Here is a 17,155-nt window from a genome sequence, read left to right on the forward strand (position 1 = left end):
TGAATAGGTATCAATTACTAAACAAAATAGCAAACCTGATGAAAAATGGAAATATAGCTCTGATACTATTTTTATTAATTACTGTAAAAGTAGCTGCGCAGCAAGACCCACATTATACCCAATACATGTATAATATGAATATAATGAATCCGGCTTATGCGGGTTCAAAAGAAAGTGTATCCGGTGGATTGCTTTACAGACAACAATGGGTTGGTTTAGATGGTGCGCCAACAACCGGAACGTTTAACATACATAGTCCAGTTGGTAAAAATGTTGGATTGGGTTTATCTGTCATTTCAGATAAAATTGGTCCTGTAGCAGAAAATAATGTTTACGCCGACTTCTCTTATACTATCAATTTGGGAAGTGAAAGTAAATTAGCATTTGGATTAAAAACAGGAGCCACTTTTCAAAAAGTGGGATTATTTAGTGAAATAGGAAATGGGTACACACAACAACCAAATGATAATGCCTTTAGTGAAAACTCGAATAATATAAAATTAAACATCGGTAGTGGTTTGTTTTATTATACCAATAAATTTTATGCAGCTTTTTCTGTTCCGAATATGATAAACAGCAAGCATCTTGATATTACTAGAAACGGACAAGAATTAAAATTCGGAAGCGAAACAGAACACTATTTTTTGACCAGTGGTTATGTATTTGATTTATCATCGAACACAAAATTCAAACCTTCGTTTATGCTAAAATCAGCATTTAGTGCACCAACTTCTTTGGATTGTTCAGCTAACTTTTTATTCTTTGAAAAATATGAAATAGGAGCAACCTACAGAAAAGATGATTCATTTGGAGCAATGGTTAATTTTGCGGTAACGCCAGCCATCCGAATTGGATACGCTTATGACCATGTAATTTCTGAAATTAAAGGAACCGCTCCATCATCTCATGAATTTATGTTGTTATTTGATTTAAATTTGTCTAAAAAAGTTTCTGTTTCACCAAGATTTTTCTAAAAAAACCAATTATGAAAAAAATATATATCACTATTAGCCTGTTACTGCTTATATCTATTGGTTATGGTCAAAATAGTGCAACGAGCAAAGCAGATAAACTTTTCGAAAGCTATCAATATGTTGCTGCCATTGAGGAATACCTTAAATTGGCCGAAAGTAAAAATGCAAATGAATATATTTATACTCAATTAGCCGAAAGCTATTACAATGTTTTTGATACTGAAAATGCTTCAAAATGGTATGCCAAAGCAGTAAAAGGGAAAGCAAATGCCGAAACCTATTATCGTTATGCTCAAATATTGAAAATTTTAGGCAATTATCAAGAAGCTAATAGACAAATGGACATGTTTGCCAAAATGATTCCTAAAGACGAACGAGCTTTAGCACATTTGGCAAACCCAAATTACATTCCGAGTCTGACTAATAATGCAAAGTTATTTGATGTTGCCGAAACCAATATCAACAGCAAAGATCAAAGTGATTTTGGACCTTTGTTAACCAATGATAATACACTTTATTTTGTGAGTACTCGAAACAATTCCAATAAAACTGACAAATGGAATGACCAACCTTATTTAGATATTTATCAGTCTGCCAGAGATGCGAATGGCGTACTATCTGAACCTTCTCCGGTTAGAGAGTTGAATACACCTTTTCATGATGGACCGTTAACTTTGAGTAGTGATGGCAATACCATGTTTTTTGCCCGAGATGGTCACAGCGAGGGACAATATGTAAAAAATAAAAAAAGCAATACTAAAATTGGTCAACAAGGACTTTACAAAGCAACCAAAGTTGATGGGAAATGGGCTCAAGTAGAAGCTTTGCCATTCAACAGTACCAGTTATTCTGTTACCAATCCGAGTTTGAGTAAAGATGGAAAAACATTATATTTTGCTTCAAATATGCCCGGAGGATTTGGTGAATCAGATATTTGGAAAGTTACTGTAGATGATACCGGTTATGGGAAACCTCAAAATTTAGGTTCCATTATTAATACAGTTGATAGAGAAAATTTTCCTTTTATAACGGATGAGAATGTATTGTATTTTGCTTCCGTTGGTCATCAAGGTTTAGGAGGTTTTGATGTCTATAAAATCAATTTGAATAATGCTGAGCAACCGCAAAATATAGGGAAACCGGTTAATACTGAAAAAGATGATTTCTCATTTAGCTTTAATAAAAAGGCTAATATTGGTTATTTTTCTTCAAATCGAAATGGTTCAGATGACATCTATTTGGCTACACCAGTTTGCAAAGCAAAAGCAGTAATCGTAGTAACTAATAGTAAAACAAGCACCGTTTTATCTAATGTTTCGGTAGCTATATCTGATGAAAAAGGAAATATTATCGAAACCAAACAAACTAATGCAGAAGGAAAAGTGAGTTATGATGTTGAATGTAATGTAGGTTATGGATTGAAAGTTTCGGCACAAAATTTTGAAAATGCCACAGCAGCTGTAAAACCATCAAAAGCAGGAGAAACTAAAGTTGAGGTTGCTTTGATTCCGACAGAAGTTATCATCACCGATTCGGAAGTGATTTTAAATTCGATTTATTTTGAATATGATAAAAGCAATATCACGGCTCAAGGGTCCGTTGAATTGGATAAGTTAGTCAAAGTAATGAATGATAATCCTTTAATGATTATTTTTGTGAAATCGCATACAGATTCAAAAGGTGGCGCAGTATATAATTTGAATTTGTCCGAAAAGAGAGCGCAATCAACAGTTCAATATCTAATTTCTAAAGGAATTTCTAAAGCCAGAATCTCAGGCAAAGGATTTGGAAGTACAGAACAAAAAATAAAATGTGGAACCAATTGTACTCAGGAGCAGGATGCACAAAACAGGCGTTCAGAGTTTTTGATTGTTAAATGATAAATTAGTTACTTAAATTAAGTAATGATTACAAGCATAGCTAATCTCGAATACTATTGAGATTAGCTATTATGCATAATAAATAAGATGATTAAATGAAGAATGTTTTAAGTTTATTTTTTCTGTTATTCTTTTTAAATGTAGTTATCGCACAACAACCTAATGATTGTGTTAATGCATTGACGATATGTGGAAATGGAGCTTTTTATTCCAATGCAAGTGGAGGAGGAAATGATGATGAAATCAATTCTTGTGGAGGATTTGAGAATAATTCACTTTGGCTCGAAATACATATCGCTCAAGGCGGAACTTTAGGTTTCAACTTGATTCCAGATGATCCAAGTGTAGTTGTAGATTATGATTTTTGGGTGTTTGGGCCTAATGCTGTTTGTGGTGCTTTAGGTAGCCCAATACGTTGTGCTACTACAAACCCTTTAGAGGCAGGAATGTCCAATAACTTTACAGGAATGAATGGATCTTCTTTGCTCACACAAACCGGTCCGGGATCAGATGGTAACGGTTATGTGAGATGGTTAACTGTATCTCCGGGTCAATCCTACTATATTGCTATTGACAGACCTTCTGGAGATGGCGGATTTCAAATACAATGGACAGGAACTGCGAATGCAGGAACAGGAGCTTTTCCAACACCTCCTACTGCAAACACAATACCAGATGTATTGACTTGTAGCAATACCCCAAACATTGGAATATTCGATCTTAATGCAGAGCGACCTTTGATAAATGCAGATACAACAAACAATACAATAACGTTTCACAATTCTATAGCCGATGCCAGTGATAATGTTAATTCATTGCCGAACATCTATGCTAATATCTCTAATCCGGAAACTGTCTATGTTAGGGTTACCGATAATATCACGGGTTGCTTTACCTTAACCAATTTTGATTTGGTGGTAAATTTAGTGCCAAATGCATCGGTAAGTATTTCTAACGCGTCCATTTGTGAAGGAGATTCTATTACAGTCACTTTTACCGGAACTCCAAATTCAACTATTAATTATACTGTCGATAGTGGTCCAATTCAATCAGCTATTTTAAATGCTGCAGGAATTTTTTCCATAACAGAATCACCAACGCTTAACAGAACTTATACTTTGACAAATGTCAGAATAGTCGATACTTCAGGAAATACAGTATGTTCCCAAGTCTTAAATCAGTCAGTTTCAGTGACGGTCAATCAGTTGCCGGTTGTTACAATCTCGGGTACTACCAGCATTTGTTCAGGAAATTCAACTGTAATAACTTTCACCGGAACACCAAATGCAGTAGTGACTTATACCGTTGATAGTGGACCAAATCAGACCATTGTTTTAAATAGCTCCGGCATTGCAACAGTAACAACACCTTTATTGACTGCCAACAGTATTTATAATTTAGTGAATGTGTTTTCTTCAGGAACTCCAGTTTGTAGTCAACTTCAAACAGGTTCTGCAACTGTTACAGTAAGTGCAATTCCAACAGCTAGTATATTCGGAACAACGACAATTTGTTCAGGAACATCTACTATTATTACTTTCAATGGAACACCAAACGCTACTGTTACTTACACTATAAATGGCGGTGCCAATCAAACCCTACTACTAAACAATTCAGGCAATGCAACTCTGAATACTACAAATTTAACTTTAAATACTGTTTACGCATTGGTAAGTGTGGCTATAGGTTCATGTGGTCAATCACAATCAGGTTCAGCTATAATTACAATAAGCACTACGCCAACAGCTACGATTTCGGGAGCTACAACAATTTGTTCCGGAACGGCAACAGTTATTACTTTTAATGGTACTCCAAATGCAACGGTTACTTATACCATTAATGGTGGTTCTGTTCAAACTATACTTTTAGATGGAACCGGAGTGGCATCATTCACAACTCCACCATTAACAGTTACTACTACTTATGATTTAATTAGCGCAACGTCCACCGGAACTCCGGCTTGCAATCAATCTTTATTAGGCTCAGCTATTGTCAATGTAACAGCTATACCTATAGCTGCAGTATCGGGATTAGTAACTAAATGTGCGGGAAGTACAGCTGTTGTTATTTTTAACGGAACTCCAAACGCAACTATTACGTACAATGTTAATGGCGGGGCGAATCAAACGATAGCTTTAGATGCTACAGGTGAAGCACTTTTGACAACACCAGTTTTAACGACAAACCTCACTTATAATTTAATTAGTGTAACTACTTCTGTTAGCCCGTTTTGTTCGAGAACTTTAACTACTTCTGGCTTGGTAAGGGTAATTCCACTCCCAACGGCAACTATAGCAGGGTCAACAAGTATCTGCTCAGGCAATACTGCGGTAATTACTTTTACAGGAACACCAAATGCGACAGTATTTTATACAGTTGACGGCGGTCCCAATCAGGTTGCTTTTTTAGATGGCACCGGAATATCCTCCTTATCTACTCCAGTTTTAACGGTAAATAGTATCTATAACTTAGCATTTACAAGTATTAATACAACTATTAGTAGTTCTAGTAGTATTAGCTGTAGTTCCTCTTCTTCAGGTTCTGCAGTTGTTTCTGTTAGTGCATTGCCAACAGTTTTCATTTCTGGTACAACAACAATTTGTTCAGGTTCTACAACTGTTATTACTTTTAACGGAACACCAAATGCAGTAGTGACTTATACTGTTGATAGTGGTGTTAATCAAACTATAGTTTTAGACGGAACTGGTGTGGCAACAATAACAACGCCTACTTTGACTTCAAGCAGTATTTATTCATTAGTAGATGTTACTTCTCCCGGAATACTAGTTTGTAGTCAGTCTTTAACGGATTCAGCTATTGTTACTGTCAATCCATTACCATCAGTTACAGTAGCTCCTACATTATTCGAATGCAGCAACGGTTCTTCACCTACAGCTGAGTTTGATTTAACTATCAATGAAGGCACCGTTACCAATGGAGTTACTGGGTTAATCGTTACCTATTACAACACCTTGTCAGCGGCACAAGCAGGTTCGCCTTCAATTGGTTCCCCATCTACTTACATTGGGACAGATAACGAAGTAGTGTACATCCGAGTAGAGAATAGCCTCACAGGCTGTTATTCCACTACAACACAACTCTTGCGCGTAACCCAAGGACCAGTGGCAATAACTCCATTACCATTGCACTATTGTGACCCAAACAATGATGGCTATGGCGTATTTGATTTAGACAGTACTAGTAATGAAATAACAGGAACACCACCAGGGGCACCGCTACCGCTTGGCGTTTCAGTCACCTTCCACGAAACCCCAACAGATGCGCTACTGGGAGCCAATCCAAAGCCAAGTCCTTATCCAAATATTTTTATAAATACTCAAACTATTTATGTTCGTGTATTCTATACTTTGACAGGATGTGCTAATTATGTCCAGCTTCAATTAATCGTTGATCCCACTCCGGTAGCCACCGAGCCGGATGCTTATGAGTTGTGTGATTACACTGGAGCTGTAGGCTATGAGACTTTTGATTTGACTACAAGAATTCAGGAGGTATTAGGTTCATTGAATCCGTTGACCCATTCAGTAACATTTTACACTTCTCAGGCTGCAGCCGAATTGGGAACAGGTAATATTACCAACACTACGAGTTACACCAATGGTATTATTGACACCGAAACGATTTATGTTCGTGTAGAAATTATCGCTACGGGTTGTTATGATATAGTACCGTTGCAATTAATTGTTAACCCATTACCACAAGCTACCCAGCCAAACTACCCACAATACTCATTGTGTGATACCACAGGTTTAACAGGATTTGAAACTTTTGATTTAGCTTCGCAAATAGCTCCGATATTATTAGGACAAACAGGCATGGATGTTACGTTTTATCCAAGTTTATTGGATGCGCAGAATGATACGAATGTGATTATTAATTTGCAGTATACCAATGTTCCGGTTTATGTTCAGACTTTAGGGATTCGGGTTACAAACCGACTGACAGGTTGTTATGTTATCTCTACAATGGACATCCGGGTAGAGCCCTTACCAACACTAATTCCGCCAACACAGCCTTATACTGTTTGTGATGAAGATCAGGATGGTTATGCCAATTTTGATTTGGCGAGTTTATTACCGGGATTGTTAAACGGCATCGCCACGTATACCCTGACTATCCATGAGACGTTACCCGATGCGAATTCAGGAGCCAACCCTATCAATACAGCAGTGCCTTACTTTAGTATTGACCCGTTTGTACAAATTTTATTCGTACGGGCACAGGATAATGCTACAGGTTGCTATAGCATTCTTCCAATAGAGTTGAATGCCGACCCAAGTCCGATTGCACCAATAAACCTGAACACTATCACCGTATGTGATCAGGACAGCAATCCTCAGGATGCGCGTACGGCAATAGATTTAACCCAACAAACAGCCGCTGTTTTAGCACAGCAAACGTTAGCTGCGACCAACTATACCGTTACCTATTATACCACACAATTATTAGCACAAGGCGGAGCATTCCCGATTATCCCTGCTACGAACTATATTGGTACTAATTTAGATGTAATATGGGTTAGGGTAGAAAACAATACGACCCATTGTTACAATATCGGTTCATTCCAATTAGCCATTAATACGCCATTGTTACTCACTACACCGGCACCGCTTAGTTTGTGTGATGATGATGCTAATCCAAATGACCAGCACCATGCGTTTAATTTAACAGTTAGAGACACCCAAATCAACCAGGGAACAGGGTATGCGGTAACATATTATCCAAGTTTACTGGATGCACAAAATAATACCAATGCTATCTCCGCTGCAAACGCTTTGGCGTATATTAATGTTCCTCCAGCAGTACAAACTTTAGGCGTAGTAGTTACCACAACGGTAGGCTGTAAAAGCATTACCACTTTGGATATTAGAGTATTGCCAATCCCAACACCTAATACTAATCCAAGACCTTTGGCACCTAAATGTGATGATACCAATCCGGGGGATATGTTAGAGCTATTTGATTTGACCACCAACGCAGCGTATATTGCCAACGGAGACCCGAATGTAACATTACATTATTTCCTTACACAAGCGGATGCGGCAGTACCACAGAATGAAATACTCACCCCTACAGCAGCATTAGTGGGTACTAACGTTTGGATTAGAGTAGAGAACAATAGAGTAGACTACCTGGGTAATAACTGTTACGTACTGGTAGAACAACCATTAACAGTAAATCCATTGCCAACGGTGGTACAACCCCTTGCTCCTTACAGAGCCTGTGATGACAATGCCGATGGCATATCAGTATTTGATTTAACCAACCCAGCACTGGCAACAGCGATATTAGGCGCAACACAAACGCCAACCGATTTTACGATAAGCTATTACCTAACGGCAGCAGGTGCTAATCCATTAACCAATACGGGAGAGACTCCACTACCAAGTAGCTACACCAATGTAACGCCAAACGCACAGAATATCTATATTAGAGTAGTTAACAATGCTACAGGTTGTGTGAATACCGGAACCTTACCACTGGCAGTAGAGGCGTATGCGACAGCTACAGGACCACAACTATTTAATCAGTGTGATAGTTATGCTGACCCTTACGACGGCGTTGAACTTATTGATTTAACTACATACGCTACCGCGATACTAAACGGACAAAATCCGGCTGTATTTATACTGAGTTATTATACTACTCAGGCCGATGCCATAGCCGGAACCAATGCCTTAACACTGGTACAAGCCCAAGGGTATGAAACTGATGCGGACACCGATACGATTTGGGTGAAAGTGGAGAACAGCAGTAATTTGATTACTCCTTTATGTTATGCTATAACCACGATAGACATCAAAGTTGAGCGTTACCCGAATCCGGTAATCAATACGGATAATGGAGTGAATACTATTTGTGTAGACTTTAATACGAATGTAGTGGATAGACCACTGCTATTAGATAGCGGAATGGCGATACCTGGTAATTATACCTTTGAATGGTTTGAGGCAGGTGCTCCAACTACTGTTATTGGAACAGGAGCAACGTATATGGTAGACACTGCAGCGGCAGCAGGAGCCACAAGAGATTACACAGTTCATGTGACGAGTAACAGTCTATTAGCTTGTGATACAACCTCGGCTAGCTTTCAGGTGATACAATCAGGGCAGGCTGTTATACCGGTTGGTACTATAGGATATACGGTGACTAATGCTTTTAGTGCTTCTCAAATTATTACCGTGTTAATCGATGGTTATGGCACGTATGAGTACAGTTTGGATGATGGACCAAGACAGGCGAGTAATGTGTTTGAGAATGTTAGTTTAGGCACACACATTATCCATGTTTGGGATACCGAAGGTGGTGTGGCTTATAGTTGTGAAGAGCTTATCATCAATGATGTGCAAATTATAGATTACCCCCATTATTTCACTCCAAATGGCGATGGTATACACGATACCTGGAATATTGTTGGATTGGGTGGACAACCTAACGCTAGGATTTACATCTTTGACCGTTATGGCAAACTGTTGAAACAAATCAGTTCAACCGGACTAGGTTGGGATGGAACATTTAATGGTCATTTAATGCCATCGGATGACTATTGGTTTACGGTTGATTATATTGAGAATCTGTCGGCTAAACAGTTTAAGGCGCACTTTACTTTGAAGCGGTAAGCTTCAGTTTTAAATATAAAGCCCCGATTATAAGTCGGGGCTTTTTTATGTCTTGAATACCTCTTTGAAGCTGCATAAACAGTAATCAATTAATTCATACGTATGAGTCAATCAATTCATACGTACAAACCAATCAATTCATGCTTACCAATCAATCAATTCATGCGTACAAACTGTTTGGCTTGTACGTATGAAATTTGTTAGTGCTGAAAAGGAAGACATAAGTCCCAATAGCCCCGATAGGAGCTAGCTACCCTGCCTGCCGGCAGGCATGTAGCGCGGATAGCGGGAGCAGTGGTGTAAAGAATTACCTGTATTCTGCTTCTTTATAAAAAAAATACTTTCTAAATTCTGTCATTTTGAAAGGAACATGAAAATATAATAGGATATAAATAATTATATTTCAGAAATATTAATCAAACACTTTTACTTATGTCTTTAAACTACTTTTTAAAACATCTTTCAAGTTATGGTAGCCTTTTAACAAATAACACAAAGAACAGGGAATTGTCTCTAAAAGGATTCTCGTTTATTGTGATGTTATTCGTGATGACCAGTATGCAATCGCAAACTACCTTTACCTCTGTTCAATCTGGTGATTACACAGATCCTGCAACTTGGGGTACGGCAAATGCACCAACATCTGATGATCATGTTATAATTAGTTCTGGGAACGTAGTTACTCTCAATGATTTATTAACTGCCAGAAATGTAACTATTGATGGTTCTTTAGAAAGTACAGAAGCTTCCATTGAATTTGTTGTAACAGGAAATCTAACCGTTACTCTTGGAGGGTTATTTAAAGGGATTTATTTTTACACTACTACTTGGGGTGGTTATAACAAAGGCATTCAACTTTCGGTTGCCGGTAATATTACAAATAACGGTAGAATTGATTTGTCAGAAGGTTCAAGTTATGACCCGGAAGGTGTTTTGAACTTAAACGGAACAGCAGTACAAACGGTAACTGGTTTGGGTACTTTTGGCGGAACTATATATAGCACAGATAATAGTAATACAGGAGGCGTTATAAATCAGTTGATTATTAACAACTCGAGTAGTGCTACTCCGAATATAGTTTGGGGTTTTGACAATGTTAAAATCAGAAGCGGAATAACTCTTACGAGTGCCAAAATAGATTTAGGTACAAACAAAATTACTATAGGCAATTATGGTAGTGCCACAATTAATTGCCCTGCCGGTAATGGTTTTTTGAGCGGAACAATTGGGAGATGGTACGGCGCTTATGATACTTTTGCTCCTTTATCGCCGGGTTCTGATTACAGCAATAACAATGCATTATTTCCTTTCATTAGTGCTGATGGTAAGAGTAGATCTGCATTTATCACAAGACCTAATGACACGACTAATTCGGCAGTATCGGGAGAACTTTCAGTAAGTTATTTTGATGCTTCGGCTGTTTCTAATGGGTTCTCAATTGTAGACGGAACCTATACCGTAACAGATATATATGAAGGCGCTTGGTCTATTGATAAAGATGCAACTTATGTATTTCCACTAGGAAATCATTCTGTAGCTTTTTCAGCAGAGGAAGCTTATTTAATCAAAAATGGAAATTCAAGAATTATTAAGGCAGATGGCACTACGGTTGGAGTTCATCAAACGGGAACCACTACACCTTTTGCTCAAAGAATTGGACTTTCCGATACTGATTTAAGTAATGCTTTCCTTGTTGGATATAATGCAACTTTAGACACGCCTGTGACTTCGGTTCAATCGGGTAATTGGAATGCTGCTTCAACATGGAGTAGTAATTCAGTTCCGTCTTGTTCTGATACGGTAACATTACTTACAGGGCATACAGTAACTGTGAATTCTGTTAGCTCTGTTGCTGGGGTAAATATTAATGCTGGAGCAACTTTAATTAACGACTCTTCTAGTTTGACAGTTGGTTGTACAAATAACAACGCTAGTTTTTCTAACAAAGGGACTTTTACTATTAATGCAGGTTCGCTTATTGTTAACGGTAATGTTTCCCATGCCAATGGAAGCACCTTTAACCAAATTGGTGGCGATATTATTGTAGACGGAAATAATAACGGAGATGCGGCTACGAGTATTGACCAAACGTTATTCAAAATTGGGAACGCTTCTTTGAATTTGACCGGAGGAAAAATAACTATAGTTGATCCACCTGTTGTTAGTGCTAGTTTAGTAACAAGTCATACAATTACAAGTATAGTTCCGTGTACTGGTTTTTTCTGTTGGAACCCAACGGACACCTATTTAGATTCAATAGATGATTTGGCCATTGGTCAAGTTATCGTTGGTAGTGGTATTCCGGCTGGTACAACAATAACTAGTATAAATTTTGATGGTTCTATAGATACAAGTCCTAGTTTACCTGCTACAGGATTGAGTTTACCCTTAACGGTGTCATTTTATAATGTAGGTAATTCGGTTTCAGCATTTGTTTATGATTCAAGTACTAATTATGCTGTGGGTTCCGGTCATACTTTACAAATAGGAGATGGAATATCAACACAGAAAAGTACGGTAACCACCAATGGTTATAATTGTAATTTTAGAGCTGCAGACGGAACATTATCTTTGAATAATTTAATTGTGGATGCTTTAGATGCGACCAATAGATTTGTTAATTTAGATAATAATAACGCCAATTCCAGTATAGTTGTGATGAATGTTCAAAATGATTTTACCATTACACATGGAAAAGTAAAAGGGGCAGGAGTTGATACTTATTATGGAGGAAACGTTGTTAACAATGGCGAATTAAACATGTATAATACAACGTTTTTTGGAAATTATATAGATGGTTCTTATACTGCAACATCCAACTCACAAACAATATCAGGTACCGGAACCTTTAATGCACAAACTGATGTAGCACTTAATACGGCTGCAAATACGGGTTCAGTAAGTCAATTAAAAGTGAATAACACGAGTACGGCTGGAGTAACATTTACGGTTCCTTTTAATGTAGTTAGTGGATTAGTAATGACGGATGGAATTATTCATACATCAGCTACGAGTTTATTGAAAGTTGGTGCTCCTGCCATGTCTTATACATCCTCTGTTACCGGAAATTTCGGAGCCAATTGTTATGTCGATGGTCCATTTGCCAAAGATATTGGTGGTGGTCAAAATGCAATTGATCTTACAAATGGTTCGGGTTTTATAGATAAATTCTTTTTCCCGGTTGGAAAATCATCGTATGCTCCGATTTGGGTTGCCATTACTACTCCAACAGGAGGTTTTGGAAGCCCGGGTGCCAACATAAGAGCTGAGGCTTTTGAAACAAATGCGGGTACACCATCAGCCAATATTGCTCATTTGAATCAAAACAGATGGGAAGTTTCTAAAACAGCAGGAACGGTTATAGATTTTAATATTAAAGTTGCTGTTGATGCTGTAGTTGATGACAGTTATATTATTGTGCAGGCGCCAACTGCTGCCGGAGTTTATGATAATGATTTTGGAATAACAGCAACCTATACCACAGGCACTCCTAATACCTTAACTTCTACAAGTGCTCCGTTACCGTTTTCCAGTTTTAAAGGGTTCTTTTCTACAGCAAGGCAAGCAGAATGTTCGGCTGTAACTCCGGGTAATACTGTGGCTTCTGAAACTGCTATTTGCGGAGGAAAATCGGTTACTTTAAGTTTGGAAAACGTAATCATTGGTGAAGGTATAAGTTATCAATGGCAAAGTTCAACAAATGGATCGAGCTATGCTGATATAACTGGTGCTGTTTCTCCAACTAGTTCTGTTGCACCTTTAGAAAACACGTACTATCGTTGTAATGTAACTTGTTCTTTTAGTACAACAACAGTGGCTTCAACGCCAATCCAAATTACTTTAAACAATACCATAATTGCTACAACTCCAGCAACAATTTGTCAACCAACTGATACGGCTACTTTGTTAGCAACGTCCTCATCGGGTGATGTTAAATGGTATGACGCACAAACTGGTGGTACAACATTAGGTACTGGAAATTCATTTACAACACCAGTAATTACAGCCACAACCACTTTCTATGCAGGAACAGAAACTACTGCGAGTGGTACTGCAGGCCTAATCTACACTAACGATGGCTATGGAACAGGAGGAACTAATAAAGGGTTGGTATTTAATTTATCTAATTCAATTGTTCTGAATTCGGTTAAAGTTTATCCACAACAAAATCCGGGAGGAACAGGACCATTACCTATCACAGTTAGAGTATTGCAAAATGGCGTTCAAGTACCAGGAACTGTTGATGTAACTTTCACACCAGACACTTTTTCTGATTATTCACCAACTACCACTGCGCAAACAGTTACACTTAATTATACATTAGCAGCTGGAAATAATTATTCACTTGAAGTTATTGATGGTATAACCTATGATAACGCTTTAGCTTATTTGAGTCCGTTTCCAAGTCCATTCCCAGTTACTAATGGTTCGGTGTCAATAGTTGGTGGTATCGATAGCGGTTATGTTGATACTTACAGCTATTACTTCTTCTTTGATTGGGATATTACTGAGGTATGTTCTTCAGCAAGAGTAGCGGTTACAGCAACTGTGCAAACTGCCCTAGAATGTGGTTTAGGGAATCCTTCTGTTGCAGAATCATTAGCAAATGTTGTTGCTTATCCAAATCCATTTGGAGATACATTTAAATTGGCAATTCAAACAAATATTACTGCTGATGTTGATGTTAAAGTGTATGATATGCTTGGTAGATTACTAGAGCATAAAGTGAGTAGTTTTGACAAAATATCTCAAATGGAAATAGGTAGCGGTTATCCTTCCGGAGTTTATAATGTAGTTGTAACGCAAGACAATAAAACCAAAGCACTTCATGTTATAAAAAGATAACAATAAAATAGTTTGAATAAAAAACGGTTGCAATTTGTAGCCGTTTTTTTATTTATAATAAGTTGGGAATTACAACCATCCAAACAAAAAAGCAAGCTATTTATTTAGTTTGCTTTTTTTATGAATTACAGCTGCTTGTTTCTCAAAAGAAATAGTGCAAATCTTAATCGGAATAAATTAATTTTTAAAGTGTATTAATGCCCTTAATTATCTTTTTGGGCAAGTATGATTGCAATCATAATTTATAGATTGTTTTATATAGAAATTTGTTCGAGATAATTTAAACTTAAACATTATGAACAAAATAGCATTAGTATTTGTAGCAACATTATTATTCATTTCTTGTGGTAAAAAGGAAAGTAGCGACAGTGATTTTTCAAAGCCAACAAGTGTTGATGAAACTTCTCTTCCAAAAGATCCGGCATCTTATGATCCTAAACGTGGAGAGGGAAAATTTGACAAAGTAGAGCTAGGCGCCACTTTAGATCAAGCAATGGCTACAGAAGGACAAAAAATTGCGGAAGTTAAATGTACTTCTTGCCACAAAGCAACAGATGAAAAACTAGTAGGGCCAGGATGGAAAGGTGTTACCTCGCGTCATGAACCACAATGGATTATGAACTTTATTACCAATCCGGACCCAATGATTACTAAAGACCCAAAAATGCAAGCCCAATTAGAAATTTGTCTTGTTCGTATGCCAAACCAAGGATTGAACGATACAGAAGCAAGAAGCGTATTAGAATACATGCGTAAAAATGACGGAGTAAAATAAACCAAGCTTATTAAACTAAATAAATCATGAATAAAAATAAATTATATAAAGCAATTTTTGCTATCGTATTAGGAAGTGCTTTGTTCACTTCTTGTAAACCAAAAAATTCTGGTGATGCCGTGTCGGGTGATGCTGCTCAAAAAGCGTATGTTGCACCCGGAAAATATGATGAGTTCTATAACTTCGTTTCCGGAGGTTTTAGCGGTCAGATGAGTGTATACGGACTTCCAAGCGGAAGACTGTTTAGAGTTATTCCGGTGTTTTCTGTTGACCCTGAAAAAGGATACGGTTACAACGAAGAAACCAAACCAATGTTAAATACCTCTCACGGATTTGTGCCTTGGGACGATTTGCATCATACCGAAATGTCACAAACCAATGGTGAAGTTGATGGTCGTTGGGTTTTTGGCAATGCCAATAATACTCCGCGTATTGCCCGTATCGATTTAAAAACTTTTACAACCAAAGAAATTATTGAGTTGCCTAATAGTGCTGGTAATCACTCTTCTCCTTTTATTACAGAAAATACAGAATATGTGGTAGCAGGAACTCGTTTTAGTGTTCCGCCAGACAATTCTAATGGAGATGTTCCGATTAATACTTACAAACAGAACTTTAAAGGACATTTGAGTTTTGTAAAAGTTGGGAAAGAAGGTCAGATGGATATCGCTTTCCAGATTCAATGCCCTGGTGTAAATTTTGATTTATCTCATGCTGGTAAAGGAAAATCGCATGGTTGGTTCTTCTTCTCTTGCTATAATACAGAACAAGCCAACACCTTGTTAGAAGTAAATGCTTCTCAAAAAGATAAAGATTTTATCATGGCAGTAAACTGGAAAAAAGCGGAAGAATATATCAAAGCCGGAAAAGGAAAACACACACCAACCAGATATGCTCACAATGTTTATAACGAAAGCACTCATACAGCAACTTCTGAAATCAAAACAGATGTTTTAATTCTGGATTCAAAAGAGTTGAAAGATATTTGCTATATGATTCCTTGTCCAAAATCTCCACACGGTTGCGATGTTGACCCAACTGGAGAATACATTGTAGGTTCAGGAAAATTGGCGGCTTTAATTCCCGTATTCAGTTTTGATAAGATACAGAATGCTATCAAAAACAAACAATTTGACGGAGAGTTTGATGGCATTCCGGTGATAAAATACGAAGCTGCACTTCATGGTGAAGTTCAAAAACCAGGTTTAGGACCACTTCACACTGAGTTTGACGGAAAAGGAAATGCTTATACAACATTCTTCGTTTCTTCTGAAGTAGTAAAATGGGATATTAAATCGTTAAAAGTTTTAGACAGAATAGCTACTTATTATTCTGTTGGACACCTTTGTATTCCGGGTGGTGATAGTAGAAAACCATTTGGTAAATATTTGATTGCTTACAATAAAATTACTAAAGACAGATACTTGCCAACAGGTCCTGAGTTAGCTCAATCAGCTCAAATTTATGATATCAGTGGCGATAAAATGCAGCTCATATTAGATTTTCCAACTATTGGAGAACCACACTATGCCCAAGCTGCACCAGCTGATTTAATCCGCAATAATGGGCAATTGAAATTCTACAAATTAGATGACAATAAACATCCATTTGTAACCAAAGGCGAGAAAGAAACCAAAGTAGTAAGAAACGGCAAAAGAGTTGATATTTCTATGACTTGTATTCGTTCTCACTTCGCACCGGATAATATTGAAGGAATAAAAATGGGCGATGAAGTTTATTTCCACATCACGAACCTTGAACAAGACTGGGATGTACCTCACGGGTTTGCCATCAAAGGGGCAAGTAATGCCGAATTATTAATAATGCCAGGCGAAACAGCTACCTTAAAATGGACACCTGATAGAGTAGGAATCTCTCCTTTTTATTGCACCGATTTTTGTAGTGCGCTTCACCAGGAAATGCAAGGATATATCAGAGTATCTCCGGCAGGAAGTAGTGTTCCTATATCGTTTAGTCTAGGGACAAACTTACCAGCGGCGACAAAATAAATTTAACCAAAGGGAACAAATTTATTTGTTC

General features: G+C 37.6%; 6 protein-coding genes. All 6 read left to right on the top strand.

Going from position 1 to position 17,155, the window contains the following annotated elements:
• Positions 1-38: 38 nt before the first annotated feature.
• The 6 genes from QWY90_RS03595 (at position 39) to nosZ (ending at position 17,124) form a co-directional block, all read left to right on the top strand.
• Complete coding sequence (locus QWY90_RS03595; protein WP_290284481.1) at positions 39-974, top strand: PorP/SprF family type IX secretion system membrane protein; 936 nt, start codon at positions 39-41, stop codon at positions 972-974.
• Positions 975-985: 11 nt separating this feature from the next.
• Entirely contained in the window at positions 986-2,854 is a 1,869-nt protein-coding gene (locus tag QWY90_RS03600) for an OmpA family protein (protein ID WP_290284482.1), read from the top strand.
• A 95-nt stretch (positions 2,855-2,949) separates the two neighbouring features.
• Positions 2,950-9,495, top strand: a complete 6,546-nt coding sequence (locus QWY90_RS03605) for an FIDD domain-containing protein (protein WP_290284483.1) — start codon at positions 2,950-2,952, stop codon at positions 9,493-9,495.
• Positions 9,496-9,927: 432 nt separating this feature from the next.
• On the top strand, positions 9,928-14,340 hold the full coding sequence (locus QWY90_RS03610; protein ID WP_290284485.1) for a T9SS type A sorting domain-containing protein: 4,413 nt from the start codon (positions 9,928-9,930) through the stop codon (positions 14,338-14,340).
• 295 nt (positions 14,341-14,635) lie between these two features.
• Positions 14,636-15,115: a c-type cytochrome gene (locus QWY90_RS03615; RefSeq protein WP_290284486.1), complete on the top strand. Its 480-nt coding sequence runs from the start codon at positions 14,636-14,638 to the stop codon at positions 15,113-15,115.
• A gap of 26 nt (positions 15,116-15,141) precedes the next feature.
• Complete coding sequence (gene nosZ, locus QWY90_RS03620) at positions 15,142-17,124, top strand: Sec-dependent nitrous-oxide reductase (RefSeq protein WP_290284487.1); 1,983 nt, start codon at positions 15,142-15,144, stop codon at positions 17,122-17,124.
• Positions 17,125-17,155 lie beyond the last annotated feature (31 nt).

Origin of the sequence: Flavobacterium paronense (genome assembly GCF_030409795.1) — a bacterium.
GTDB classification, from domain to species: Bacteria; Bacteroidota; Bacteroidia; order Flavobacteriales; family Flavobacteriaceae; genus Flavobacterium; species Flavobacterium paronense.

Excerpts from the sequence above, each read along its gene's own strand:
- QWY90_RS03605 (WP_290284483.1), top strand. The coding sequence starts at position 2,950 with ATGAAGAATGTTTTAAGTTTATTTTTTCTGTTATTCTTTTTAAATGTA.
- QWY90_RS03595 (WP_290284481.1), top strand. The coding sequence starts at position 39 with ATGAAAAATGGAAATATAGCTCTGATACTATTTTTATTAATTACTGTA.
- QWY90_RS03600 (WP_290284482.1), top strand. The coding sequence starts at position 986 with ATGAAAAAAATATATATCACTATTAGCCTGTTACTGCTTATATCTATT.
- QWY90_RS03615 (WP_290284486.1), top strand. The coding sequence starts at position 14,636 with ATGAACAAAATAGCATTAGTATTTGTAGCAACATTATTATTCATTTCT.
- nosZ (WP_290284487.1), top strand. The coding sequence starts at position 15,142 with ATGAATAAAAATAAATTATATAAAGCAATTTTTGCTATCGTATTAGGA.
- QWY90_RS03610 (WP_290284485.1), top strand. The coding sequence starts at position 9,928 with ATGTCTTTAAACTACTTTTTAAAACATCTTTCAAGTTATGGTAGCCTT.